The sequence below is a fragment of the Streptomyces sp. NPDC031340 genome, from assembly GCF_055569945.1.
The window spans coordinates 24485-48875 of the sequence record NZ_JBVIIE010000069.1 but is presented as its reverse complement, the minus strand read 5'-3'; the positions used below and the strand labels follow the sequence as shown (position 1 = coordinate 48875).

Genomic DNA, 24391 nt, shown 5'->3' with positions numbered 1-24391 from the left:
CACCACCCCCCCCCCCCCCCCCCCCCCCACGCCCCCCGCCACCCCCCCCCCCCCCCCCCCCCCCCCCCCCCCCCCCCCCCACTTCAGGTCCCGGTGACGGGGTGAGCCGTCACTGGTCCCGGTACATCTCGGCGACCAGGAAGGCCAGGTCGAGCGACTGGCTGCGGTTCAGGCGCGGGTCGCACGCCGTCTCGTAGCGCTGGTGCAGGTCGTCGACGAAGATCTCGTCGCCGCCGCCCACGCACTCGGTGACGTCGTCGCCGGTGAGCTCCATGTGGAGGCCGCCCGGGTGGGTGCCCAGCGACTTGTGCACCTCGAAGAAGCCCTTGACCTCGTCCAGCACGTCGTCGAAACGGCGCGTCTTGTGGCCGGAGGCCGCCTCGAAGGTGTTGCCGTGCATCGGGTCGGTCACCCAGGCCACCGTCGCGCCCGACGCCGTGACCTTCTCGACCAGCTCGGGGAGCTTGTCGCGGACCTTGTCGGCGCCCATGCGGACGATGAAGGTCAGCCGGCCCGGCTCGCGGTCCGGGTCGAGGCGCTCGATGTACTGCAGCGCCTCCTCGGCCGTCGTGCTCGGGCCGAGCTTGACGCCGATCGGGTTGCGGATCTGCGAGGCGAACTCGATGTGCGCGTGGTCCAGCTGCCGGGTGCGCTCGCCGATCCACACCATGTGCGCGGAGACGTCGTAGAGCCGCCCGGTGCGCGAGTCGACGCGGGTGAGCGCCGACTCGTAGTCCAGCAGCAGCGCCTCGTGCGACGAGTAGAACTCGACGGTCTTGAACTCCTCCGGGTCCGCGCCGCAGGCCTGCATGAAGTTCAGCGCGTTGTCGATCTCGCGGGCCAGCTGCTCGTAGCGCTGGCCGGAGGGGGAGGACTTCACGAAGTCCTGGTTCCAGGCGTGCACCTGGCGCAGGTCGGCGTAGCCGCCGGTGGTGAAGGCGCGCACCAGGTTGAGCGTGGAGGCGGAGGCGTTGTACATCCGCTTCAGGCGCTCGGGGTCGGGGATGCGGGCGGCCTCGGTGAACTCGAAGCCGTTGACGGAGTCGCCCCGGTAGGTGGGGAGCGTCACGCCGTCCCGGGTCTCGACCGGCTTGGAGCGCGGCTTGGAGTACTGGCCCGCGATGCGGCCGACCTTCACGACCGGCACGGACGCCGCGTACGTGAGGACGGCACCCATCTGGAGCAGCGTCTTGAGCTTGTTGCGGATCTGGTCGGCGGACACCGCGTCGAAGGCCTCGGCGCAGTCGCCGCCCTGGAGGAGGAACGCCTCTCCCTTGGCGACGGCCGCCATCCGGGCGCGCAGCTGGTCGCACTCGCCCGCGAAGACGAGCGGCGGATACGACTCGAGGTCCGCGATCACTGCGCGCAGAGCCTCGGTGTCGGGGTACTCGGGCTGCTGCGCCGCGGGCAGGTCTCGCCAGGTGTTGCCAGCACTCGCGCTGGTCTTAGCGTTCACGGTCACCCTGTAAACATTACGGGGTCGTGTCGCGTGGTTTGTCTCCGGTTCGCCAGATGAGACGGACCGATCAATGGCCGGACGGACCGCCCGCCGGTGCGGTAGGGTGCCTGGCATGTTCGCGCTTTCGACCCAGAACTGGTGGTGGACCGCTCATCCGGCGGCCCACTGACTGCGCGTACGCACAGACTTCGCGAAGGCCGCCCGAGGGGCGGCCTTCCGCGTTTCCCGGGCCGTTCCTCTCCGTCGATCGAGATCGAGAAGGACACGGACCCATGAACCTGCCGGACCTGCTGCACGACCCCCGCCCGTTCGCCCTGCTGCGCCGCCGCACGCCCGGCCGCGACCAGGACGTCGTCGAGCTGCTGCTCGGACCGGTCACGGTGCACGACCGCCTCGCCGACCTGCCCGACGAGGGCCTCGCGCTGGTGCCGTTCCGGCAGATCCGCGAGCGCGGTTTCGACGTCCGCGACGACGGCACCCCGCTGGCGGTGCTCAGGCCGGAGGAGACCCACGTCCTGCCGCTGGAGGACGCGCTGGCCCAGCTGCCCGCCCACGACGTCGAGGTCCGCGCCGGCGGCTTCGACGTGGCGGACGAGGAGTACGCGGAGATCGTCGGGCGCGTGCTCCGCGAGGAGATCGGGCGCGGCGAAGGCGCCAACTTCGTGATCCGGCGGACGTACCAGGGCGAGATCCACGGCTTCTCCCGGGCCGACGCGCTCGCCCTGTTCCGGCGGCTGCTGGAGGGGGAGCGCGGCGCGTACTGGACGTTCGTCGTGTGCACCGGGGAGCGGACGCTGGTCGGCGCCAGTCCGGAGGTGCACGTGCGGATGTCCGGCGGGACTGTCGTCATGAACCCGATCAGCGGGACCTACCGGTATCCGGCCGAGGGGCCCACCCCCGAGCACCTGCTCGGCTTCCTCGCCGACGGCAAGGAGATCGAGGAGCTGTCGATGGTCGTCGACGAGGAGCTGAAGATGATGTGCACCGTCGGCGACCGGGGCGGGGTCGTCGTCGGGCCGCGGCTGAAGGAGATGGCGCACCTCGCGCACACCGAGTACGAGCTGCGCGGGAAGTCCTCGCTGGACGTCCGGGAGGTGCTGCGGGAGACCATGTTCGCGGCGACGGTCACCGGCTCGCCCGTGCAGAACGCCTGCCGGGTGATCGAGCGCCACGAGGTGGGCGGGCGCGGCTACTACGCCGGCGCGCTGGCCCTGCTCGGCCGGGACTCCGGCGGCGCCCAGACCCTCGACTCCCCCATCCTCATCCGCACCGCTGACATCGACGCCGAGGGGCGGCTGCGGGTGCCGGTCGGCGCCACGCTGGTGCGCGGGTCGGACCCGGCGGGCGAGGTCGCGGAGACGCACGCGAAGGCGGCGGGCGTGCTGGCGGCCCTCGGCGTACGTCCGTCCCGGCCGCGGTCGGAGCACACGCGCCCCCGGCTGGCCGACGACCCCCGGGTGCGGGCCGCGCTGGACGGGCGCCGGGCCTCGCTGGCGCCGTTCTGGCTGCGGATGCAGGAGCGGTCGGACGAGCTGGAGGGGCACGCCCTGGTCGTCGACGGCGAGGACACGTTCACGGCGATGCTCGCCCACGTGCTGCGCTCCGGCGGGCTGGAGGTCACCGTCCGGCGCTACGACGAGCCCGGCCTGCGGGAGGCGGTGCTCGCGCACCCGGGGCCGGTCGTGCTGGGCCCCGGCCCCGGCGACCCGTCCGATCTGGCCGACCCCAAGATGCGGTTCCTGCGGGACCTGGCCGCGCGGGTGGTGCGCGACCACCGGCACGGCGTGCTCGGCGTCTGCCTCGGGCACGAGCTGATCGCGGCCGAGCTGGGGCTGGAGATCGTGCGCAAGGAAGTGCCGTACCAGGGGGCGCAGACGACGATCGACCTGTTCGGGCGCGGCGAGACCGTCGGCTTCTACAACAGCTTCGTGGCGCGCTGCGACGACGAGGCGGCCGAGGAGCTGGCCGCGCACGGCGTGGAGGTGTCCCGGGCCGCGAACGGGGAGGTGCACGCGGTGCGCGGGCCCGGCTTCGCCGGCGTGCAGTTCCACCCCGAGTCGGTGCTCACCCTGAACGGCGCCGCCGTCGTCGTCGGGCTGATGGGTCAGATCCGCGGCACGAGGACGTTCTCGGAGCGGCGGCCCTCGGTGTAGTCCAGGACGTTGCCGACCGTGGCGTCGATGATCTGCCGGACGGCGTCCACGGTGTAGTACGCCTGGTGGGAGGTGACCAGGACGTTGGGGAAGGTGACCAGGCGGGCCAGGGTGTCGTCCTCGATGGCCTGGAGGGACTTGTCGAGGAAGAACAGGCCCGCCTCCGCCTCGTACACGTCGAGGCCGACGCCGGTGAAGCGGCCCTCGCGCAGCTCGGCGACGAGGGCGGCGGTGTCTATGAGGCCGCCGCGGCTGGAGTTGACCAGGATGGCGTCGTCCTTCATCGCCTTCAGCGCGGCGGCGTCGATGAGGTGCTGGGTGGCGGGCATCAGCGGCACGTGCAGGGTGATCAGGTCGGACTCGGCGAGGAGGCGCTCCTTGGGGACGTACTCCATGCCGAGTTCCACGCAGGCCGGGTTCTCGGCGACGTCCCAGCCGAGCAGCCGCATGCCGAAGCCGTGGGCGATCCGGGCGAACGCCTCGCCGATCTTGCCGGTGCCGAGGATGCCCGCGGTGCGGCCGTGCATGTCGCGGCCCATCAGCCCGTTGAGGCGGAAGTCGAAGTCGCGGGTGCGGATGGAGGCGCGGACGATGCGGCGGTTGACCGCCATGGCGAGCGTCCAGGCGAACTCGGCCACGGAGTACGGCGAGTAGTACGACACGCGGGCGACCGTCATGGCGAGGCGTTCGGCGACCGGGAGGTCGATGTTGTTGAAGCCGGTGGAGCGCTGGGCGATCATCTGCGTCCCGCCGACCGCCAGGGTCTGCAGCACGTGGTTGTCCAGGGCGCAGTTGACGCTGGTGCAGATGATCTCGTAGCCGGACGCGATCGGGGCGGTGTCCTGGTTGAGGAAGACGTCCAGACAGCGGACCTCGTGGTGGCCCTGGAAGGCCTCCTCGATCAGGGGCTTCTCGTCCGCCTGCACGCCGAAGGCGAGAATCTCCACGACTTCTCCGTTCTGCTGGGGCGCCCCCTCCGCCGGGGGGCACCCCACCGAATATATGCCGGACGTATATGCCGACTCCGGCTCGACACATCTGCCGGCTCGGGCCCGGCGCCTGTGCCGGCTCGGGCCCGACAGGTAGTCCGGTAGTCCGGTAGTCCGGTCCGGCCCGACGGTCACACCGAGTCCGGTGCCGCCGGTCAGCCGAAGAACACGCTGACCTCCTGGTAAAGCGCCGGGTCCACCCTCTTCGGGCCGGCCGCCGCCTGGGTGATCGGGACGCGGACGATGTCCGTGCCGCGCAGGGCCACCATCGTGCCGAAGTCGGCGTCGTGGACGGCGTCCACGGCGTGCAGCCCGAACCGGGTGGCCAGCCAGCGGTCGAAGGGGCTGGGCGATCCGCCGCGCTGGACGTGGCCGAGGACCGTGGTGCGGGCCTCCTTGCCGGTGCGGTGCTCGATCTCCCTGGCCAGCCACTCCCCCACGCCGGACAGCCGCACGCCGGAGGCGGGACCCGCCACCGGCGTGAGCACCGCCCGGCCGTCCCGGGGCGCGGCGCCGTCCGCGACGACCACGATCGGCGCGTACGACGCCCGGAAGCGGGAGGTGACCCAGGCGCACACCTGGTCCACGTCGAAGGGCTGCTCGGGGATCAGGATGGCGTTGGCGCCGCCGGCCAGGCCGGAGTGCACGGCGATCCAGCCCGTCTCGCCGCCCATCACCTCCACCACGAGCACACGCTTGTGGGACTCGGCGGTGGTGTGCAGCCGGTCGATGGCCGCGGTCGCGACGCCGACGGCGGTGTCGAAGCCGACCGTGCGGTCGGTGCCGTGCAGGTCGTTGTCGATGGTCTTGGGTACGGCGACACAGGGCAGCCCGTGGTCCTGGGCAAGGACGGCCGCCGTGCCGAGGGTGTCCCGGCCACCGATGGTGATGAGGGCCTCCACCTCGAGCTTGGCGAGGTTGTCGCGGATGCGGCGGACGCCGTCCGGGTGCTCCAGGGGGTGGGTGCGCGAGGTGCCGAGGAGGGTGCCGCCGCGGGGCAGGGTGCCGCGCACGGCGGGGATGTCGAGGGCGACGGTGTCCCCTTCGAGGGGGCCGCGCCAGCCGTCCACGAAGCCGACGAAGTCGTAGCCGTACTCCTGCACGCCCTTGCGGACGACGGCCCGCACCACGGCGTTCAGGCCCGGACAGTCACGGCCTCCGGTGAGCACTCCGACACGCATGGATCTCCCCGTCCCTTCGCTCCGGCTTCCGTTTCCCGTGGCTCCACGCTAGTCGCGTCGCCCCGCTCGCGGTGCCCGGTTCACTCGTCGTCCAGCCCCCGTTCGATCGCATAGCGGACCAGTTCCACCCGGTTGTGCAGCTGGAGCTTGCCCAGGGTGTTCTGGACGTGGTTCTGCACGGTGCGGTGGGAGATGACGAGGCGTTCGGCTATCTGCTTGTAGCTCAGGCCCTTGGCGACCAGCCGCAGCACCTCGGTCTCGCGGTCGGTCAGCCGCGGGGCGTCGGGCCGGCCGGGGTCGGCGGCGGGCGCGGGATCGGCGGCCAGGCGCCGGTACTCGCCGAGGACCAGGCCGGCCAGGCCGGGCGTGAACACCGGGTCGCCGACGGCCGTGCGGCGCACCGCGTCCAGCAGTTCCTCGGTGGACGCCGACTTCAGCAGGTAGCCGGTCGCGCCCGATTTCACCGCCTCCAGCACGTCGGCGTGCTCGCCGCTCGCGGACAGCACCAGCACGCGCAGCGCCGGGTCGTGGCCCACCAGTTCCTTGCAGACCTGCACGCCCGGCTTGGCCGGCAGGTTGAGGTCGAGCACGAGGACCTCGGGTGCGGCGGCCTTGGCCCGGCGTACGGCCTGCTCGCCGTCGCCCGCGGTGGCGACCACCTCGAAGCCGGACTCGGCCAGGTCGCGGGCCACGGCGTCGCGCCACATGGGGTGGTCGTCGACCACCATGACTCTGATCGGGTCCCGCTGTTCACTCATCGCTGCTCCGCCTTCCCCCGCCGGTCCTTCGCGTCCTTCGCGTTCTTCGTTTCCTTCGCGTCCTTCGGCACCGTGAGCTCCACCTCCGTGCCCTGCCCCGGCACCGAGATGACCTCGGCGCTGCCGCCGAGGTCGCGCAGCCGGCCCCGGATCGACAGGGCCACGCCGAGCCGTCCTTCGCCCTCGGCCTGGGCGAGCCGCCCCTCGGGGATGCCGGGCCCGTCGTCCCGTACGGTCACCACGACCTCGCCGGGCTCGTCCTCGACGAGGATCCACGCGCGCGCGTGCTCGCCGGCGTGCCGGCGGACGTTGTCCAGGGCCGCGCCGACGGCCGCGGCCAGCTCGCGCGCCGCCGCGGGCGCCAGCGGCACCGGCGCGCCCGGCTCGGCGAGGCTGACCCTGGCGCCGGCGTACGGGGCGAGCAGCGAGCGCAGGTCGACGGTGGCGTTCGCGTCGGGTCCGTCGGGCTCGTCGACGGTGGTCACGAGCGCCCCCGCGGTGGCGTCCGCGGACACCCGTGGCGCCGGCAGCAGCCCGCCGGAGACCAGGGTGCGCAGCGCCACCTCCTGCTCGCCGGCCATCCGGCCCAGCTCCGCCGCCTCGCCGCCGATGACCGCGCCGCGCCGCTGCACCATGGCGAGCACCTGCAGCACGCTGTCGTGGATGTCCCGGGCGAGCCGTTCCCGTTCCCGGGTCGCGGCCTCGATCTCCAGGGCGCGGGCGAGGGTGCGCTCGGAGGCGCGGGCGACCTCGACGACGTAGCCGATGGCGATGGAGGCGACCCAGACCAGGATCACGTTGTGGACGGTGTCGCGGGCCGGGGTGCCGCGTTCGATCAGGTTGGCGGCGGCGACCGGTGTGGAGGCGAACGCGGCCCAGCGCCAGCCGCCCTTGATGGCGTACGCGAGCACCGAGCCTGCGGTCCATATCGACGGCAGGGTCGGGCCGCCGTCGTTGATGTGCTGCTCGCTGACGGCGAGGGGGGTGAGCACGATGCCGGTCAGCGCGACGGCGAGGTCGACGGCCAGGAAGGGCTTGGTGCAGGCGGCCGCGTTCTGTACGCGCGGCAGGGTGGCGAGCGTCCACCCGCACAGGACGGTGTAGAAGGCGATGGCGACGGCAGGGCGGTCGTAGGTGTCGTAGACGGCGACGCACAGGCCGACCGCGTACAGCATGGTCAGCACCCGGTAGGCGGTCAGGGCACGCCACAGCGGCTGCTCGACCGACATCCTCACGACCCGCTCGCGCTTCGGCACGTCCCCCACCCCCCGGCCAGGACGGCCCGGGGCCTCACGCCCCGGACTTGTCCTTCCTGGCCTGTTCCCTGGCCTGTTCCTTCCCGGCCTTCGCCGCCTCCGCGAGCTGCCGCTTGGCGGCCGTCGCGTAGATGTCGACGTACTCCTGGCCGGAGAGCTTCATGATCTCGTACATGACCTCGTCCGTCACCGCGCGGAGCACGAAACGGTCGTGTTCCATGCCCTGGTAGCGGCTGAAGTCCAGGGGCTTGCCGATGCGGATGCCGGGCCGCATCAGCTTGGGCATCACCTGGCCGGGCGGCTGGATCTTCTCGGTGTCGATCATGGCGACGGGGATGACCGGCGCGCCGGTCGCCAGCGCCACGCGGGCGAGGCCGCCGGGCTTGCCGCGGTAGAGGCGGCCGTCGGGCGAGCGGGTGCCTTCCGGGTAGATCCCGAACAGTTCACCGCGCTGCAGGACCTCGATGCCGCTCCTGACGGCCGCCTCGCCCGCGCCGCGCGCGCCGGAGCGGTCCACCGGGAGCTGGCCGACGCCCTTGAAGAAGGCGGCCGTCAGCCGGCCCTTCACGCCGGGGGTGGTGAAGTACTCCGCCTTCGCGATGAAGGTGACCTTGCGGTCCAGCACCGCGGGCAGGAAGAACGAGTCGGAGAAGGAGAGGTGGTTGCTCGCCAGGATCGCGGGGCCCTCGGCGGGAATGTTCTCCAGACCCTCCACCCAGGGCCTGAAGGTGACCTTCAGCGGTCCCCCGATGGCGACCTTCATCGCGCCGTACAACAACCGAGTGCCTCCCATGTCCGTGGGCTAGACCTTAACCCGGCCCGTCGGGAAGGCGTCGACGGGCCTGGTCGGTGTCGGTGCCGTCGCGTACCGTGAAGGTCCTGCAATGCCAAGTGCCAGCCCCATTCCACGAACAGGAGACCGATGGTGCCGGTCCTTCCTGGAGCCGAGCCGTACCGCCACGAGGGCGGCGAGGTCGGAGTCCTCCTCTGCCACGGCTTCACCGGTTCCCCCCAGTCGCTGCGCCCCTGGGCGGAGCATCTCGCCGCACACGGCCTGACCGTGTCGCTGCCGCTGCTGCCCGGGCACGGCACCCGCTGGGAGGACATGCAGCTCACCGGCTGGCAGGACTGGTACGCGGAGGTGGACCGGGAGTTGCGCGGCCTGCTCGATCGCTGCTCGGAGGTGTTCCTGGCGGGCCTGTCCATGGGCGGCACGCTGGCCCTGCGGCTGGCCGCGATCCACGGGGACGCGGTGCGCGGCCTGGTGCTGGTGAACCCGGCGAACCGGATGCACGGCCTGGCCGCGCACGCCCTGCCCGTCGTCCGGCACCTGGTCCGCTCGACGAGGGGGATCGCCAGCGACATCGCCAAGGAGGACAGTACCGAGCTGGGTTACGACCGGGTGCCGCTGGGCGCCGCCCACTCCCTGCGCGCCTTCTTCCGGCTGGTCGACGGCGAACTGCCGCAGGTCACCCAGCCGCTGCTGGTGCTGCGCAGCCCGCAGGACCACGTGGTGCCGCCGGCCGACTCGGCGCGCATCCTGGGCCGCGTCTCTTCCCTGGACGTGACGGAGATCCTGCTGGAACAGAGCTACCACGTCGCGACGTTGGACCACGACGCGGACCGGATCTTCGCGGAGAGCCTCGCGTTCATCGGCCGGCTCGCGACCCGTGTCGGCAAGGAAGGGACGGCGGCAGGTGGCTGAGCATGACTCCGACCGGGAGGACCGGGAGCCGGAGGAGCAGGGCGTGCCGTTCGACGAGGCGGCCGCGTGGGCGGCGATCGTCGCGGGGTACGGCGAGGAGCCTCCGGACCCGCCGGGCACCAAGCCCTTCAAGTCGGTCGAGGACCTGGCGCTGCTGGAGCCCGTGACGAACGACGGCGACGGCGGTGACGACCCGCCGAAGAGGGACGAGCCCGCCAAGCCGCTGGGCGCGTCGGTGGCCTTCGCGCCGGGCGTCGGCCCGCGGGACCACACGGCTCCCGAGGCGTCCGAAGACGACTTCGACGATGACGACGAGGGCCATTTCGTCCCGCCGGAGCCACCGCCGCTGCCCTCCGCCGACGCGACCGCGAAGTTCGCCTGGCTGGCGGTGATCGGCGGGCCGATCCTGCTCCTGCTGGCGGTGGTGCTCGGCTGGGACATGACCTGGTGGCTCGCCACCCTCGGCATCGGCGGCTTCCTGGGCGGCTTCGCCACCCTGGTGACGCGGATGAAGACGGACGACGAGGACGACGGCGACCCGGGCCGGGGCGCCGTCGTGTGAGCCCCGTCTCCGGCTGGGCTCCGGGACTCTGAGCGGGCCGGGCGAAGTCCGCGCCGGTGCGCCCCGAAGGGGCGCGAGGAACTGCGCGACCAGCCACGACGACGTCAGCACGCGACCGACGGCGTGACGCGGCACGCCCAGCGCGCCGCTCAGCCCGCCGGAGGCCTCGGCGGCCGCCCCCCAAGGGGCGCGAGGAACTGCGCGACCAGCCACCACGGCGCGGCAGGCGACCGACGGCACACTGCGGCACGCCCAGCGCGCCGCTCAGCCCGCCGGGATTCTGAGGGCGGCCAGGGTCGGAAGGTGGTCCGTGGCCGCCCTCAGGTCCGTCTCCGTCACGCCGGGGTGACCGACAGGCACTCCGCAGCCGAGCACCGAGACATCCTTCGTGGCGAAGATCGCGTCGATGCGGCGGTGCGGCCGGCTGCGCGTCCAGGTGTGCTCGCCGCCCCAGGGTGCCGCGGCCCGGCAGTCCTGGAGCGTGCCGGCGAGACGCCGGAAGGTGCGGCCGCCGGGGGGTTCGTTGAGGTCGCCGCCCGCGACGGCCTGCCGCACGCCCAGGCCGGCCAGCCGGTCCAGCAGCATGCCGCCCTGCTCGTACCGCTCGTCGCGGTGCAGGGAGAGGTGGCAGCTCAGCACGCCGAGGCGGGCGCCGCCGAAGCGGACCACCGCCGAGGCGAGGCCGCGTCGATGCTGTCCCGGGGTGAGCGGGAGCAGCACGTCCTCGGTGCGCTCGACGGTGGCCCGGAGGCTGCACAGGAGCGCCGGCCCCGCGGCGGTCGCCCCGCCGCCGAGGACGACCTGCCCCGAGGCCGCCGCCAGCCGGGCGAGCTTCTTGCGCCAGCGGAAGAAGCGGGGCGCTTCCTGGAGCAGGACGAGGTCGGGGGCACAGGCGGCGATGACGCGGGCGAGGGCGTCCGTGTCGTCCCGCATCGAGCGGATGTTGTAGCTCAGGACCCGGATGACGGCTGAACCGTCGGGTTCGGTACGGGAGTTGGGGAGCGGCTCCATGCGGGTCAATCTACGCCCGCAGGGCCGGGGCGCGAGGTGTTCCCCGCGCCCCTCGGGTCGTCCCGGAGGACGTCACATGATGGGATCGGGCTCCCGGGCCAGGTCCGCGGCGCCCACCAGGCCGGCCTTGTTGCCGAGCTGGGCCGCGATCACGTCGGCGACCGGGCGCCAGTTGCCGCCCACCAGCCAGCGCTTGTAGGACTTGCGGATCGGGTCCAGGACCAGTTCGCCCTCGTCGGAGAGGCCGCCGCCGACGATGAAGGCGGACGGGTCGAAGAGGGAGGCCAGGTCGGCGAGGCCGGCGCCGGCCCAGCGGGCCAGCTCGCGGTAGGAGTCGACGGCGACCGGGTCGCCCTGGCGGGCGGCCATGGAGATGTGCTTGCCCTCGATGCCGTCCGGGGTGCCGTCGCCCAGCGACAGCAGCAGTTCGGCGTTCTCGGGGGTGGCGTTGGCGCGCTGCTTGGCGTAGCGGACGAGCGCGCGCCCCGAGGCGTACTGCTCCCAGCAGCCCTGCGAGCCGCAGCCGCACAGCAGGCCGTCCGGGACCATGCGGATGTGGCCGAACTCGGCGGCCACGCCGAAGTGGCCGCGGCGCAGCTTGTTGCCGATGATGATGCCGCCGCCGAGGCCGGTGCCGAGGGTGATGCAGATGACGTTGCGGTGGCCCTTGCCCGCGCCGAACTTGTACTCGCCCCAGGCCGCCGCGTTCGCGTCGTTCTCCACGACGACCGGCAGGCCCACGCGTGCCTCGACCTCGTCCTTCAGCGGCTCCTGACGCCAGTCGATGTTCGGCGCGAAGTAGACGGTGGAGCGCTGCCGGTTGACGTAGCCGGCCGCGCCGATGCCCACGCCGACGATCTCGTGCCCGGCCCGCGCGCCCTCCACCGCCGAGGAGATGGCGTCCACGATGGCCTCGGGCGTGGTGGGGGTCGGCACCTTGAAGGTCGAGAGGATGTTGCCTTCCTCGTCGACCACGCCGGCCGCGATCTTCGTGCCGCCGATGTCGACGCCGATGGTGAGTCCCATGAATCCCTCAGTTCCGGTCGAGCCCCGCTACGGCCAACCGTACCCGAGGCCCTGCCGTCGATTCCCCGTCGTCCGGCCGCTGGACAGGCCGAAATCCGGCGGCCGGGGCCGTGCGGGGACCCTCAGTCGAGATCGATGCGCTGGCCGGGGCCGGTGCCCTCGTCCGGGCCGGGACGCTCGTCCGGGTCCTTGCCCCAGCGGTCCTGGTGGCCCTCACGGTCCTCGCGGACCGCGCGGTCCTCGCGGTCGTTGCGCGGGTCGCTCGCGCCGTGGGTCCAGCGCTGTTCCTGGGCCCGGACCGCGGAGCGGTAGGCGGCGAGCAGTTCGCTGCCGGCCGCGGCCAGATGGTCGAAGACGTCCGGGTTGCGTTCGATGACGGGTTCCACGGCGGCCTTGGCCTGCTGGACGGCCTGCCGCACCGCCTGCTGCGCGGCGGGTCCGGCGACCGCGCCGAGCAGCGGCGAGCGGAACCCCGAGAACCCGGAAAGCCGGTCCGCGACGGTGTCGACCAGCCGGCGCAGTTCCTCGGCGGCCGAGCCCGGCGGCGGGCCGTAACTCGCGCGGCGGCGGGCCTTCTCGGCCGCGAGGTCCTCGGCGCACGCGGTCGCCCAGGCGTCGGCGTCGGTCGCCCGCACCGCGTCGTCGGCCTCGCGGTCACCGGCATCCGACGTGGGGAGCTCTTCGCTCATGACGGACTCCTGACTACGGTTCGTCCCTACGACGTTACCCGAATGGACGTACGTCGTTCAGGGCCGTCCGGGCCACAGCTGCGGGTCCGGCGCGAACCGGATCAGCAGCCGGCCCTCCCGCAGGGCGGCGCCGTCGACGGTGCACCGGCGCAGGGCGGACGGCAGCGGGACGATGCGGTGGAACGGCCCGGCGCTGACGACGAGTTCGTCGCCCCGCCGGATGAGGTCCAGCTCCTCGCGTATGGCGCCGGGCAGCGGGATGTCCCAGACGAGTACGCCGTCATCGGCGAGCCGGTCGACGACGGGCCACTCGACCGTGGAGGTCGTGTCGTTGACGCCGGGCACGGGGAGCGCGGCGAGGTCGTCGGTGCCGCGCGGGTCGCGGCCGAGGTGGGCGACGCGGTGGACGTCGTAGGACTCCCGCCACTCGGCCAGGGTCTTGCGCTGCTGGGCGAGGGGGCCGGCGAGCCAGGTGTCGGCGGCGTGCTCGGGCAGCACCCGGTTGGCGACCAGCGTCTCGGGGCGCAGACCGCGCAGGGCGAGGGCGAGGCCGGCGGCGCGTACGGCGTCGGCACCGGCCGGGCCGGGTTCGGCGACCAGCCGGACGACGGTGCCCGGGTCGGCGAGGACCGCCTCGACGGCGCCGAGCTCCAGGTCCCAGCGGGCGGCGGTCTCGTACAGCCACTCCGCGGGCATGGGGACGCCGGCCAGGCGGCCGAGGACGGGCCGCAGGGCGCGGGCCGCCTGCCGCTCGGGCGGCAGGAGACGGCGCAGGTAGCGGCGGAGTTCCTCGGGCAGGGCCAGCAGCGCGAGCGCCTGCGGGGTGGGCGGCAGGTCGACGACCAGGAGTTCGTGCGGGTCGCCTCGCTCGGCGAGGGCTGCGTCCCGCAGGGCGCGCAGCAGGGCGAGCTCGGCGGCGCCGGGCAGCGGGGTGACCTCCTCGGCGTCCAGGCGGGAGGCGCCCAGGAGGTCGAGGACGTTCGCGGCGCGCTCCTGAAAGGCGGCGAGGTCGTCCCGGAAGCCGGCCGCGGCGTCGGGGCGCCAGGCGGTGAGGTTCGGCGCGACCTGCCGGGGGACCGGGCCCGTCGGCGCGCCGAGGGCCGCGCCGAGGGTGTCGGTGCGGTCGGCGCTCAGGACGAGGGTGCGGGTGCCGTCGCCCGCGGCACGCAGGGCGGTGGCCGCGGCGACGGTGGTGCGTCCGCAACCGCCGGGGCCCGTGATCAGGATGGTGCGCATGGGGTGACGGTACCGGTACCCGGCCGGCCGGCCGGGCCGCCGCGAGGGCGGTTCCCGGCCCGGTTCCGGCTACTTCTCGAGGGAGGTCTTCCCGTCGTTCGTGCCGGGCTCCCCGGGCTCGCCGGTCTCCTCGGGCTTGCCGGCGTCCCCGGCCTCCCCGGACTCCACGCGCTTCTTCAGGCCCGCCAGCGCGCGGTCGATGATCACCTTCTCCGCCTTGCGCTTGATCATCCCGAGCATCGGGATCTTGACGTCGACGGTGAGCTGGTAGGTGACCTCGGTGGCGCCCCGGCCGGCCGGCCGGAGGAGGTAGGAGCCGTCGAGGGAGCGCAGCATCTGGGACTTGACCAGGGTCCAGGAGACCTCGTCGGCGCCGCCCCAGGTGTACGCGAGGACCTGGTCGTCCTTGATGGCGCCGGCGTCCATGACGAGGCGGACCTGTTCGGCGCGGCCCTGGGCGTCGGTCTTGAGCACCTCCGCCTCCTTCACCTCACCGGTCCAGTCGGGATAGCGGGCGAAGTCGGCGATCACCCCCATGACGTCGGCCGGTGCCGCCTCGATCGTGATGCTCGAGCTGGTGTGTTCCGCCATCGCCGTGGCTCCTCCAGATGCGGGCCGGAAATCAGGTCGTGCGCACGTGTGTGCAGCGTGAAGGCTACCGCGCTCCGACCAGCCGACTTCACCGCGTACCCGGCACACCGGGACGGGTCACCATTCCAGGGCCCACGGCTTGCCGCTGCCGGCGAAGTGCCCGACGTTGACGCATTCGGTCGGGCCGATCCGCATCCGCCTGACCAGTGGCTGGTGGACGTGGCCGAACAGGGAGTACCGGGGCCGGGTGCGGCGGATCGCGTCGAGCAGGGCGCGGCTGCCGCGTTCGAAGCGGCGCGCGACGGTGTCGTAGACGAGTTCCGGCACTTCGGGCGGGATGTGCGTGCACAGCACGTCGACCTCGCCGACGGCCTCGATCTTCGCCGCGTACTCCTCGTCGGTGAGCTCGTACGGCGTGCGCATGGGCGTCTTCAGGCCGCCGCCGACGAAGCCGAAGACCCACCCGCCGATCTCCACCCGCTCCCCGTCCAGCACCGTCGTGCCGGGTCCGGCGTACTCCGGCCACAGGGGCGGCATGTCGACGTTGCCGTAGGTGGCGTACGTCGGCGCGGGGAACGCGGCGAACATCTCGGCGTACTGCCTGCGTACCGCGCGTTCGATCACCGCGGCCCGGTCCGCGCCGATGCCGGCCCACAGCCGGGCCCCGAACTCCCGCGCCTCCTCGAAGCGGCGGGCGGTGCGCAGCGCGACGATGCGGTCGGCGTTCTCCTCGCCGAACAGGTCGGGAAAGATCCCGCGCGAGTGGTCGGCGTAGTCCAGGAAGAGGACCAGGTCACCCAGGCAGATCAGGGCGTCGGCGCCGTCCTTGGCCCTGGCCAGGTCGCGGGCGTTGCCGTGCACGTCGCTGACCACATGGACACGGGTCCTCCGGTTGCCGGACGGTGCGGTTGCCATGGCGATCAAGAGTAGGGCCGAGCGGCACGGGTGAACAGTGCCGCCGCCACCTGCGGTTACTGGCCAGTCAAGAAGGTGGTGGACTACCGTGCAGAAAGGAATACCAATCTGTGTGACGCAGCGAACATATCGTCGGGACCCCCTGTCGAAAGAGCTATACCGGCGGGTAACGTCCGGGCCGTCCAGTCGTGCTCAGGATTTCAACCAGTGAACTCTGAGCACTGCCCGAGCCGTGGACCGCACCGTCGCATCGCACAACGTCGTGGCGCCGGCGCCCTATGAGGAGCAGCAGTCTTGCGCGAGTTCAGCCTTCCGGCTTTGTACGAGGTCCCTGCGGACGGCAATCTGGCCGACATCGTCCGCAGAAACGCCGCGCAGCATCCCGACGTCGCCGTCATCGCCCGCAAGGTGGACGGCGTATGGCAGGACGTGACCGCCACGGCCTTCCTGGCCGAGGTACGCGCCGCCGCCAAGGGGCTGATCGCCTCCGGTGTCCAGCCGGGCGACCGGGTCGCGCTGATGTCCCGCACGCGCTACGAGTGGACGCTGCTGGACTTCGCGATCTGGAGCGCGGGCGCGATCACCGTGCCGGTGTACGAGACCAGCTCGCCGGAGCAGGTGGAGTGGATCCTCTCCGACTCGGGCGCGACGGCCTGTGTCACGGAACTGGACGCGCACGCGGCCGCCGTCGAGTCGGTGCGCGACCGGCTGCCCGACCTCAAGCACGTCTGGCAGATCGAGGCCGGCGCGGTCGAGGAGCTGGGCGCGCTCGGCGCGGACGTCACCGACGCCGCGGTCGAGGAGCGCAGCTCGCTCGCCAAGGCCGACGACCCGGCGACGATCGTCTACACCTCGGGCACGACCGGGCGGCCCAAGGGCTGTGTGCTGAGCCACCGCAGCTTCTTCGCCGAGTGCGGGAACGTCGTCGAGCGCCTGCGTCCGCTGTTCCGCACCGGCGAATGCAGCGTGCTGCTGTTCCTGCCGCTGGCGCACGTCTTCGGGCGTCTCATCGAGATCGCGCCGATGATGGCGCCGATCAAGCTGGGCAACGTCCCCGACATCAAGAACCTCACCGACGAGCTGGCCGCCTTCCGGCCGACGCTGATCCTCGGCGTGCCGCGGGTCTTCGAGAAGGTGTACAACTCGGCGCGGGCCAAGGCACAGGCGGACGGCAAGGGCAAGATCTTCGACAAGGCCGCCGACACCGCGATCGCGTACAGCAAGGCGCTGGACACGCCGTCCGGCCCGTCGCTCGGCCTGAAGATCAAGCACAAGGCGTTCGACAAGCTCGTCTACGGCAAGCTGCGGGCGGTGCTCGGCGGCCGGGGCGAGTACGCGGTCTCGGGCGGCGCCCCGCTGGGCGAACGGCTCGGGCACTTCTTCCGCGGCATCGGCTTCACCGTCCTGGAGGGCTACGGCCTGACGGAGTCCTGCGCGGCGACCGCGTTCAACCCGTGGGACCGGCAGAAGATCGGTACGGTCGGCCAGCCGCTGCCGGGCTCGGTCGTCAGGATCGCGGACGACGGGGAGGTGCTGCTGCACGGCGAGCACCTGTTCAAGGGCTACTGGAACAACGAGGCCGCGACCGCGGAGGCGCTGGCGGACGGCTGGTTCCACACCGGTGACATCGGCACCCTCGACGAGGACGGCTACCTCCGGATCACCGGCCGCAAGAAGGAGATCATCGTCACCGCGGGCGGCAAGAACGTCGCCCCGGCCGTGATCGAGGACCGCATCCGGGCGCACGCGCTGGTCGCGGAGTGCATGGTGGTGGGCGACGGGCGGCCGTTCGTGGGCGCGCTGGTCACCCTGGACGAGGAGTTCCTGGCCCGCTGGTGCGCCGAGCACGGCAAGCCGGCCGGTGCCACCGCGGCGTCGCTGCGCGACGACCCGGAGCTGCTCGCCGCCGTCCAGACGGCGGTCGACGACGGCAACGCCGCGGTGTCGAAGGCGGAGTCGGTGCGGAAGTTCCGCGTTCTGTCCTCCCAGTTCACGGAGGAGTCGGGCCACCTGACGCCGTCGCTGAAGCTGAAGCGGAACGTGGTGGCGAAGGACTTCGCGGACGAGATCGAGGCCCTCTACGCCAAGTGAGGCACGCCGTCCGGCTCCGCGCCGACGCCCGGGTGGCGCGGCTCACGCCACGGCGTCCTCGGCGAGGACCCGTTCCATCGTCCGTTCGGCCAGCGCGGTGATCGTCACGAACGGGTTCACCCCGATCGAGCCGGGCACGAGCGAGCCGTCGGTGACGTACAGCCTCGGATATCCCTTCACCCGGCCGTAGTCGTCGGTCGCCCTCCCCAGCACGCAGCCGCCCAGCGGGTGGTAGCAGAAGTCGTCCGCGAAGACCTTGCCGGACGAGCCGAACAGGTCGTACCGGTAGATGGTGGCGTTGGCCGCGTTGATCCGGTCGAACAGCTTCTTGGCCATGGCGACGGAGACGGCGCTCTGGGCGGCGCTCCAGTCGAGCCGCAGCGTCCCGTCCGTGTACGAGAAGGAGCCCCGCTCCGGGTTCTTGGTGATCGCCAGGTAGAGGCTGACCCAGTGCTCCAGCCCCATCGGCAGCGGGGCTATCTCGGCGAAGACGGGGTTGGCGGCGTTGTCCCAGTCGTCGATGCCCATGACCGGCATGGTCGACTGGTCGGCGCCGACGGTGTCCCAGACGTGGTTGGCGCGGCCCAGCATGACGTTGCCGTTGGTGCCCCAGCCGGTGCCGACGCTCGCGTCCAGGTCCGGCAGGGTGCCCGTCTCCCGGGCCCGCAGCAGGAGTTCGGTGGTGCCGAGGCTGCCGCCGCCGAGGAAGAGGTACCGGCAGCCGTACTGCTTGGTCTCGACGACCGCGCCGGTGGCGTCGATGCGGTCGGCGATCAGCACCCAACTGCCGTCGCCCGCACGGCTGATGCCGGTCACCCGCTCCAGGGTCTGGACGGTGACGTTGCCGGTGCCGAGCGCCTCGGCGAGGTAGGTCTTGTCGAGGCTGCGCTTGCCGTGGTTGTTGCCGTAGATGACCTCCTGGGCGAGCGCGGACCTGGTGGCCGTGCCGGCCGCCTCCTGCTGCATGTAGCCGAAGTCGTAGACGTTCGGCACGAACGTGGTCTTCAGCCCGGCGTTCGCCGCGGCCTTGCGGGAGGTCCGGGTGAACCGGTACCACTCCGTCGACTCGAACCACGCCGGGTCGACGGAGTTCACGCCGAGCATGGAGCGGGCGCGCGGGAAGTAGGTGCCGTACATCTGCGCCGCGTCCACGGTGGGGAACTGCTCGGTGAAGTACGCCTGCGGCGGGGTGACCGCCATGCCGCCGTTGACCAGGGAACCGCCGCCGACGCCCCGGCCGACGTAGACGGACATGTCCGCGAAGTGCACGCGGTCGAGGACGCCGGGGTAGGGGCTGATGTCCCGGTCGACGACGTCCAGCCACAGGAAGGTGGCCAGCGGCGCCTCGGTGCGGTTGCGGAACCACATGGACCGCTGGTCCGGGGCGATGGTGGAGCAGAAGACCTTGCCGTCGGAGCCGGGAGTGTTCCACAGCTTGCCCATCTCCAGCACCAGGGTGCGGATGCCGGCCCGGCCGAGGCGGAGGGCGGCGACCGCGCCGCCGTAGCCGGAGCCGACCACGACGGCGGGGGCGGATTCGACCGCGGCGGGCTCGGCGGCCCGGGCCGACTGGAGGCCGACGCGGGTGAAGCCGAGGGCCGCGGCGGTCTGCAGGGCGGCCATGCCCAGGATGTGACGTCTCGTCAGCTGACGCTGCATCAGTTTTTCTGTCATGCGCGCAGCATCGGCGGAATGACACGCTCCGGCCAGTGCCTAGAGCAACGTCTTCAACTTCTCGGCCAGCAGGTCCCAGCGCCACTTCTCCTCGACCCACTCCCGTCCCCGCTCCCCCATGCGGCGGCGCAGCTCGGGGTCGCCGAGCAGCGTGACGATGCGGTCGGCGGCCTGCGCGGGGGAGCCGCCGGGCACCACCCAGCCGGTCTCGCCGTCGAGCACGGCGTCGGGCGCGCCGCCCGAGTCGCCGGCCACGACGGGCAGCCCGGTCGCCGAGGCCTCCAGGTAGACGATCCCGAGCCCCTCCACGTCCAGTCCGCCCCGGCGGGTGCGGCACGGCATCGCGAAGACGTCCCCGGCGCCGTAGTGCGCAGGCAGCTCGGACCAGGGCACGGCGCCGGTGAAGCGCACCGAGCCGGCCACGCCGGTCTCGGCGGCGAGCCTGCGCAGGTCCTTCTCGTACGGGCCGCCGCCGACGATCAGCAGCACGGCCTCCGGCTCGGCGGCGAGGATGCGGGGCATGGCGAGGATGAGGGTGTCCTGCCCCTTGCGCGGCACCAGCCGGGACACGCACACCACCACCGGCCGGTCCGTCAGCCCGAGCCGGGCACGCACCTCGTCGCCGCCCGACGACGGGTGGAAGACCTTCTCGTCGACCCCCGGCGGCAGCTGCACCATCCGCGCGGCCGCCTCGGGGGTCAGCGCGGCCGCGATCCGCGAGCGGGTGTACTCGCCGAGGTAGGTGATGGTGTCCGTGGACTCCCCGATCCGGCGCAGCAGGCTCCGCGCGGCCGGCAGCTGGGCCCAGCCCGCCTCGTGGCCGTGGGTGGTGGCCACCAGGCGCCGCGCGCCCGCCTTGCGCAGGGCCGGCGCCATCAGCCCGAGCGGCGCGGCCGCCCCGAACCACACCGAGGTGCAGCCGTGCTCCCGCAGCAGCCCGGCCGCCCGCCGGGTCGCGGCCGGCGTCGGCAGCAGCATCGTCGTAGCGTCCCGTACGACCGTGAAGGGCTGCTCGGCGTCGAACGCGGCCGTGGCCTCGGTCCCCTCCCGCCCGCGCTTCCAGGTGGAGGCGTAGACGACGAGACGCTCGGGGTCGAGCCGCAGCGCCATGTTGTGCAGGAACGCCTGGATGCCGCCCGGGCGGGGCGGGAAGTCGTTCGTCACTATCAGCGTCTTGTGCATCGCGGCCGACCTTATCCAACGCCACCCGCACGGCGCCCACGGGCGGCCGGACGGAGGGCTTTCCGCCACCCTGGGAGGCGGGCGCGGGCGGGCGGCCCGCGACTCCCGGTGCGTGCTGCGGCTCGCGCACAGGTCGGCGGGACATCATGGCTCCCCGGGCGAGGAACGGATGGACAGGGGCACAGGTGGAGATGACGGGCGCGACGCGCTCCCTGGCCGGGCTGCTGGGGACCTGGACCGTGAGCCGGCTGGTGCTGCTGCTGTTCGTCTTCGGGGTGCTGCGCTTCCCGGGGCCGGACGTCACCACCGACGTGTCGGTGATCTACCGGGGCTGGTACGAGGTGCTGCGTCAGGGCGCCTTCCCGCTCGACGACGTCACCTGGCAGTACCCGCCCGCCGCCGCCCTGGCGATCCTCTCCCCCGCCCTGCTCGGCTTCCTGGACTACGCGGCGGCCTTCTTCGTCCTCGCCTTCCTCGCCGACCTCACGGCCCTGTGTCTGCTGCTGTACGCGGGCCTGCGCCCCGGCAAGCGGCTGCGCGGGGCCTGGGTGTGGGTGGCGGGCGTCCCGCTGCTGGGACCGACGGTGTACGCCCGCTACGACGTGATGGTGACCGCGGTGGCGGTGGCCGCGCTGCTCGCGGGCGCCCGGCATCCGCGGGCGATGGGCGCGCTGGCCGGCTTCGGCGCGATGCTCAAGGTGTGGCCGGTGCTGCTGCTGGTCGGCGCGCGCGGGCGGAGCGCCTGGGGCGCGGCCGCGGCCACCGGCTGCGCGCTGGCGGCGCTGTTCGCCGTATCGATGCCCGGGGCCTTCTCCTTCCTGGCCTTCCAGCGGGAGCGGGGCACCGAGGTGGAGTCGCTGGGCGCGCTGGTCCTCCACCTGGCCCGGCAGTTCGGCTGGCGCGGTGAGGTGCTGCTGCACTACGGCTCGGTGGAGTTCCTCGGCCCGTACGTGAGCGCCGTCAGCACGGCCGCCCTGGGGCTGACGGTGGCCGCCTTCGGCTGGCTGCTGCTGTGGCGGCTGCGGGCGGACCGGTTCTCGCCGCACACCCTCGCGGACGCGGCGTTCACGGCGGTGCTGCTGTTCACCGTCACCAGCCGGGTGATCAGCCCGCAGTACATGGTGTGGCTGGTCGGGCTGGCGGCCGTCTGCCTGTGCTTCCGCGGCAGCCGGATGGGGCTGCCGGCCTGTCTGGTGCTGGTGGCGGCCTTCCTGACGGTGCTGGAGTTCCCGGTCTGGTTCGGGCACGTCGTCGCGAGCGACCCGCTCGGGGTCGCCCTGCTGATCGCCCGCAACGGCCTGCTGGTGGTCACCGCCCTGCTGGCGGCCCTGGAGCTGTGGCAGTCGACGGCTTCCCGCACCCCGGTCCCGTCCCTCCCCGCCCAGACCACCCGCGCGCGGGAGACGTCGGCGTCCTCGTGACCGGACCCCGGGGCCGGGTGAGCCGGAACTCCTGACCGGACCCCGGGGCCGGACGAGCCGGAGCGGACGCGGCTCCGCGCAGGCCGGCGCCCGGCGAGATCAGGTCAGCCGGTCCTCCGCGTAGGCCCGCCACTGGGCGGTGAACCGCTCCGGTGTCGTCCCCAGCACCTTCCGCATCGCGTCCTCGACCGCGCCCGCCCGCCGCTCGTGGTCGCCCACGGCCCGGTAGAACTCCCGCAGCCGTACCTCGCCCCACCGCTCGGCGATCAGCCGGCAGGCCAGCCAGCCGCTCTCGTAGGCCCGCGCCAGCTCGCCGGAGTCCCCGTTGAAGGCGAAGTCCTTGTCGGTGGGCAACGCGGCCGGCAGGTCCCCTTCGGCGGCGGCGCGGGCCAGTTCGGGCGCCGCCTGCGCGGCGGTGCGCCCGGTGCCGCGGTAGCCGGCCCAGTCGGCGTACCCCTCCGACAGCCACAGCGGCGTCGCGGCGGAGGTGTGGGCGCGGGTGGCGACGTGGGTGGTCTCGTGGGTGAGCACCACCTGCTTGCCGAGGCCGCCGAGGACGGCGTAGGCGTCGGGATTGACGATGATGCGGTCCGCGGGCGCCGTGGGCGGGCCGCCCACCTCGCCGGTGGTGACGGCCGCGATCCCGCGGTAGGAGGAGGCCGGCGAGCCGAGCAGACCGGCCATGCCCGCCAGCGACTTGGGCACCAGGACGACGACGCGCCGGGCCCAGTCGGTGCCCCAGGCCGCGGACACCGCCGGCACCGCGCGGTCCGCGAGATCGGCGTACCGGTGCAGCGCCTCGCCGGACTGGCCGACCCCCAGGACGATCCCGTGCCGGGCGCGCACCACGTCCACCTCGCCCTGGTCCCACAGCTGCTGGGCGGACTTCTTCGCGGGCGTCTCGGCGTCCACGTACCACTGCCCGTCCGGCCGCCGGGACAGCGTGAGGGTGCGGCCGGCGGTGACGGGAGCGTGGTCGTAGCCGAGGACGCGGTAGCGCAGCTCGGCGTCGGCGGTGGCCCGGTCGCCGGTGCGGTGCAGCGCGGTGAGGCGGTAGGACCAGCCGGCGAACGGCACCCCGCGCAGGTTCTCGAACCAGCTCAGGGCGCCGGTCCGCAGGAAGGCCGCCTGGTCGCGGTCGAGGACCGCGGCCGCCCGCCGGTCGAGGATCCGCTGCACGTCGGCCCGGGCGCTGTCGGCCGCGGGCCGCCCGCCGCAGGACACCAGGCAGACGAGCAGCAGCGCGAGCGCGACCACTTGGCGCACCGGCGCCCGTCTGCGACCTCCCACCCTCCCGATCGTAAGGCCGGGCCGCCGTCCGGTCAGACCCTCGTGACGGAGGAGACCGGCATCATGTCCACCGGGTCGTAGCGCACCGGCGCGCCGGGATGGGGTGCGTGGATCACCTGGCCGTTGCCGACGTACATCGCCACATGGCTGGCGTCGGACCGGTAGGTGACCAGGTCGCCGGGGCGTGCCTGGGACAGCGGGATCAGCCGGCCGGCGTGCCGCTGCGCCTGCGAGGTGCGCGGCAGGGCGACCCCGGCCCGCGCGTACGACCACTGCATCAGGCCCGAACAGTCGAAACCGGCGGGGCCGTTGGCGCCCCACACGTACGGCCTGCCGAGGGCGGAGCGGGCCGCGGCGACGGCGGCGGCCGCGCGGGCCGAGGACGGGAGGGCCTCGCCGAGAACGGGGAGGCCGGCGCGGCCGCCGCGGGAGGCCCGCTGGTAGGCGACGCGTTCGGCGTACGGCAGGGAATCGAGCAGCCGCCGCGCCCGGGCGAGTTTCTTCTCGACGGTCCGCTTGTGCCCGGCGACCGCTTTGCGGCTCTTGTTCAGTTCGGTGAGTTTTCCGCTCACCTCCGCGCGCTCCTGGGCGAGTTCACGCATCGCCGACCGCAGTCTCCTGAGCTCGCCGGCCTGGCGGGCGTCGATGCGGTCGAGGACGGAGGCCTTGTCGAGGTAGTCGTCCGGGTCGTCGGAGAACAGCAGGGCCAGCGAGGGGTCCAGGCCGCCGGAGCGGTACTGGGCGCCGGCGAGCGCGCCCAGCGCCTCCCGCATCCGGTTGATCCGCTCCTGCTGGCGGGCGACGCGGTCCTGCACCGTGCTCACCTGCTCGCGCAGCCTGTCGGCCCGTTCGTCGGCCTTGTCGTAGGCCTCGGTCGCCTTCTCGGCCTGCTCGTAGAGGCGGTCCACCTCGGCGCGGGTGTCGCCGTGCGGCGCGGCCGAGGCGGGTACCGGGCCGAGGGCGGCGGCCGCGGCGGACAGTACGCCGAGGGCGGCGCAGGCGCCGCGGTCGAATCCGGACGGTGCAAGGCGGCGATGTGACCCCACGGGAAGCCGCACTCCTTCCGCTGGCGGACGAGGAAACGCGGCAGACAGTAGCCCCGGGCGCGGCCACTGCCAAAGACCCGGGCGACCACACAGCGTGACGCCCCGCCTCTGACACGCAGGTCATGGGCGGGGCGCGGGGGTCAGCGCGGGATCACG

The 24391-nt window shown here is 73.1% G+C and carries 22 protein-coding genes; 6 read left to right on the top strand and 16 right to left on the bottom strand.

Going from position 1 to position 24391, the window contains the following annotated elements; all coding sequences use genetic code 11:
• Positions 1–109 precede the first annotated feature (109 nt).
• On the bottom strand, positions 110–1462 hold the full coding sequence (locus ACZ5GT_RS35695) for a class II 3-deoxy-7-phosphoheptulonate synthase (RefSeq protein WP_469034815.1): 1353 nt from the start codon (positions 1460–1462) through the stop codon (positions 110–112).
• Positions 1463–1529: 67 nt separating this feature from the next.
• Between ACZ5GT_RS35695 and ACZ5GT_RS35690 the strand changes: the two genes are divergently transcribed.
• Positions 1530–1628, top strand: coding sequence for a trp operon leader peptide (locus ACZ5GT_RS35690; RefSeq protein ID WP_469034813.1), 99 nt, complete (start codon positions 1530–1532; stop codon positions 1626–1628).
• A 103-nt stretch (positions 1629–1731) separates the two neighbouring features.
• On the top strand, positions 1732–3612 hold the full coding sequence (locus ACZ5GT_RS35685) for an anthranilate synthase family protein (protein ID WP_469034811.1): 1881 nt from the start codon (positions 1732–1734) through the stop codon (positions 3610–3612).
• Here ACZ5GT_RS35685 and ACZ5GT_RS35680 read toward each other — a convergent pair.
• The 5 genes from ACZ5GT_RS35680 to ACZ5GT_RS35660 form a co-directional block, all read right to left on the bottom strand.
• On the bottom strand, positions 3564–4559 hold the full coding sequence (locus tag ACZ5GT_RS35680) for a 2-hydroxyacid dehydrogenase (protein WP_469034809.1): 996 nt from the start codon (positions 4557–4559) through the stop codon (positions 3564–3566). The two genes, ACZ5GT_RS35685 and ACZ5GT_RS35680, sit on opposite strands and share 49 nt — an antisense overlap.
• Before the next feature lie 197 nt (positions 4560–4756).
• Entirely contained in the window at positions 4757–5782 is a 1026-nt protein-coding gene (locus tag ACZ5GT_RS35675; protein ID WP_469034807.1) for a 6-phosphofructokinase, read from the bottom strand.
• An 80-nt stretch (positions 5783–5862) separates the two neighbouring features.
• Positions 5863–6540 (bottom strand): response regulator, encoded by a 678-nt coding sequence (locus tag ACZ5GT_RS35670; RefSeq protein WP_469034803.1) that lies wholly within the window; start codon positions 6538–6540, stop codon positions 5863–5865.
• Positions 6537–7796: a MacS family sensor histidine kinase gene (macS, locus tag ACZ5GT_RS35665; RefSeq protein ID WP_469034800.1), complete on the bottom strand. Its 1260-nt coding sequence runs from the start codon at positions 7794–7796 to the stop codon at positions 6537–6539. The genes ACZ5GT_RS35670 and macS overlap by 4 nt, the downstream gene beginning before the upstream one ends.
• A gap of 34 nt (positions 7797–7830) precedes the next feature.
• The gene (locus ACZ5GT_RS35660; RefSeq protein ID WP_324783766.1) at positions 7831–8589 is read right to left on the bottom strand and encodes a lysophospholipid acyltransferase family protein; all 759 of its coding nucleotides are present in this window, start codon (positions 8587–8589) and stop codon (positions 7831–7833) included.
• Between the two features lie 132 nt (positions 8590–8721).
• On the opposite strand from ACZ5GT_RS35660, the gene ACZ5GT_RS35655 reads away from it, so the two are divergent.
• Positions 8722–9501, top strand: a complete 780-nt coding sequence (locus ACZ5GT_RS35655; RefSeq protein WP_469034798.1) for an alpha/beta hydrolase — start codon at positions 8722–8724, stop codon at positions 9499–9501.
• Complete coding sequence (locus ACZ5GT_RS35650; RefSeq protein ID WP_469034796.1) at positions 9494–10063, top strand: hypothetical protein; 570 nt, start codon at positions 9494–9496, stop codon at positions 10061–10063. Before ACZ5GT_RS35655 ends, ACZ5GT_RS35650 begins: the two co-directional genes overlap by 8 nt.
• A 264-nt stretch (positions 10064–10327) precedes the next feature.
• Here the strand turns inward: ACZ5GT_RS35650 and ACZ5GT_RS35645 are convergent, their stop codons facing one another.
• The 6 genes from ACZ5GT_RS35645 to ACZ5GT_RS35620 form a co-directional block, all read right to left on the bottom strand.
• Positions 10328–11074: an endonuclease/exonuclease/phosphatase family protein gene (locus ACZ5GT_RS35645; protein WP_469034794.1), complete on the bottom strand. Its 747-nt coding sequence runs from the start codon at positions 11072–11074 to the stop codon at positions 10328–10330.
• Positions 11075–11146: 72 nt separating this feature from the next.
• Positions 11147–12100: an ROK family glucokinase gene (locus ACZ5GT_RS35640; protein ID WP_469034791.1), complete on the bottom strand. Its 954-nt coding sequence runs from the start codon at positions 12098–12100 to the stop codon at positions 11147–11149.
• Positions 12101–12222: 122 nt separating this feature from the next.
• Complete coding sequence (locus tag ACZ5GT_RS35635; RefSeq protein ID WP_469034788.1) at positions 12223–12789, bottom strand: DUF5304 domain-containing protein; 567 nt, start codon at positions 12787–12789, stop codon at positions 12223–12225.
• Positions 12790–12846: 57 nt separating this feature from the next.
• Positions 12847–14025, bottom strand: coding sequence for an ArsA family ATPase (locus ACZ5GT_RS35630; protein WP_469034785.1), 1179 nt, complete (start codon positions 14023–14025; stop codon positions 12847–12849).
• 69 nt (positions 14026–14094) lie between these two features.
• Positions 14095–14616, bottom strand: coding sequence for an SRPBCC family protein (locus ACZ5GT_RS35625; RefSeq protein WP_469034783.1), 522 nt, complete (start codon positions 14614–14616; stop codon positions 14095–14097).
• Between the two features lie 117 nt (positions 14617–14733).
• Positions 14734–15531: a metallophosphoesterase family protein gene (locus ACZ5GT_RS35620; protein WP_469034781.1), complete on the bottom strand. Its 798-nt coding sequence runs from the start codon at positions 15529–15531 to the stop codon at positions 14734–14736.
• A 294-nt stretch (positions 15532–15825) separates the two neighbouring features.
• Here ACZ5GT_RS35620 and ACZ5GT_RS35615 point away from each other — a divergent pair, with 294 nt between their 5' ends.
• Positions 15826–17622: an AMP-dependent synthetase/ligase gene (locus ACZ5GT_RS35615; RefSeq protein WP_469034780.1), complete on the top strand. Its 1797-nt coding sequence runs from the start codon at positions 15826–15828 to the stop codon at positions 17620–17622.
• A gap of 42 nt (positions 17623–17664) precedes the next feature.
• On the opposite strand, the gene ACZ5GT_RS35610 is transcribed toward ACZ5GT_RS35615, so the two are convergent.
• A complete protein-coding gene (locus tag ACZ5GT_RS35610; RefSeq protein WP_469034779.1) occupies positions 17665–19296 on the bottom strand; it encodes a GMC oxidoreductase in 1632 nt (543 codons plus the stop codon).
• A gap of 39 nt (positions 19297–19335) precedes the next feature.
• Positions 19336–20478 (bottom strand): glycosyltransferase family 4 protein, encoded by a 1143-nt coding sequence (locus ACZ5GT_RS35605; protein WP_469034776.1) that lies wholly within the window; start codon positions 20476–20478, stop codon positions 19336–19338.
• 191 nt (positions 20479–20669) lie between these two features.
• Between ACZ5GT_RS35605 and ACZ5GT_RS35600 the strand changes: the two genes are divergently transcribed.
• Entirely contained in the window at positions 20670–21899 is a 1230-nt protein-coding gene (locus ACZ5GT_RS35600; protein ID WP_469034774.1) for a glycosyltransferase 87 family protein, read from the top strand.
• 99 nt (positions 21900–21998) lie between these two features.
• On the opposite strand, the gene ACZ5GT_RS35595 is transcribed toward ACZ5GT_RS35600, so the two are convergent.
• Both ACZ5GT_RS35595 and ACZ5GT_RS35590 read right to left on the bottom strand, forming a co-directional pair.
• Positions 21999–23189: a hypothetical protein gene (locus ACZ5GT_RS35595; protein WP_469034771.1), complete on the bottom strand. Its 1191-nt coding sequence runs from the start codon at positions 23187–23189 to the stop codon at positions 21999–22001.
• A 32-nt stretch (positions 23190–23221) separates the two neighbouring features.
• The gene (locus tag ACZ5GT_RS35590) at positions 23222–24235 is read right to left on the bottom strand and encodes a C40 family peptidase (RefSeq protein ID WP_469034769.1); all 1014 of its coding nucleotides are present in this window, start codon (positions 24233–24235) and stop codon (positions 23222–23224) included.
• Between the last annotated feature and the right edge of the window lie 156 nt (positions 24236–24391).

Coding starts and splice junctions, on each gene's coding strand:
- ACZ5GT_RS35690 (WP_469034813.1), top strand. CDS start 1,530: ATGGCCGGACGGACCGCCCGCCGGTGCGGTAGGGTGCCTGGCATGTTC.
- ACZ5GT_RS35685 (WP_469034811.1), top strand. CDS start 1,732: ATGAACCTGCCGGACCTGCTGCACGACCCCCGCCCGTTCGCCCTGCTG.
- ACZ5GT_RS35675 (WP_469034807.1), bottom strand. CDS start 5,782: ATGCGTGTCGGAGTGCTCACCGGAGGCCGTGACTGTCCGGGCCTGAAC.
- ACZ5GT_RS35670 (WP_469034803.1), bottom strand. CDS start 6,540: ATGAGTGAACAGCGGGACCCGATCAGAGTCATGGTGGTCGACGACCAC.
- ACZ5GT_RS35660 (WP_324783766.1), bottom strand. CDS start 8,589: ATGGGAGGCACTCGGTTGTTGTACGGCGCGATGAAGGTCGCCATCGGG.
- ACZ5GT_RS35645 (WP_469034794.1), bottom strand. CDS start 11,074: ATGGAGCCGCTCCCCAACTCCCGTACCGAACCCGACGGTTCAGCCGTC.
- ACZ5GT_RS35640 (WP_469034791.1), bottom strand. CDS start 12,100: ATGGGACTCACCATCGGCGTCGACATCGGCGGCACGAAGATCGCGGCC.
- ACZ5GT_RS35635 (WP_469034788.1), bottom strand. CDS start 12,789: ATGAGCGAAGAGCTCCCCACGTCGGATGCCGGTGACCGCGAGGCCGAC.
- ACZ5GT_RS35630 (WP_469034785.1), bottom strand. CDS start 14,025: ATGCGCACCATCCTGATCACGGGCCCCGGCGGTTGCGGACGCACCACC.
- ACZ5GT_RS35625 (WP_469034783.1), bottom strand. CDS start 14,616: ATGGCGGAACACACCAGCTCGAGCATCACGATCGAGGCGGCACCGGCC.
- ACZ5GT_RS35620 (WP_469034781.1), bottom strand. CDS start 15,531: ATGGCAACCGCACCGTCCGGCAACCGGAGGACCCGTGTCCATGTGGTC.
- ACZ5GT_RS35610 (WP_469034779.1), bottom strand. CDS start 19,296: ATGACAGAAAAACTGATGCAGCGTCAGCTGACGAGACGTCACATCCTG.
- ACZ5GT_RS35605 (WP_469034776.1), bottom strand. CDS start 20,478: ATGCACAAGACGCTGATAGTGACGAACGACTTCCCGCCCCGCCCGGGC.
- ACZ5GT_RS35600 (WP_469034774.1), top strand. CDS start 20,670: ATGACGGGCGCGACGCGCTCCCTGGCCGGGCTGCTGGGGACCTGGACC.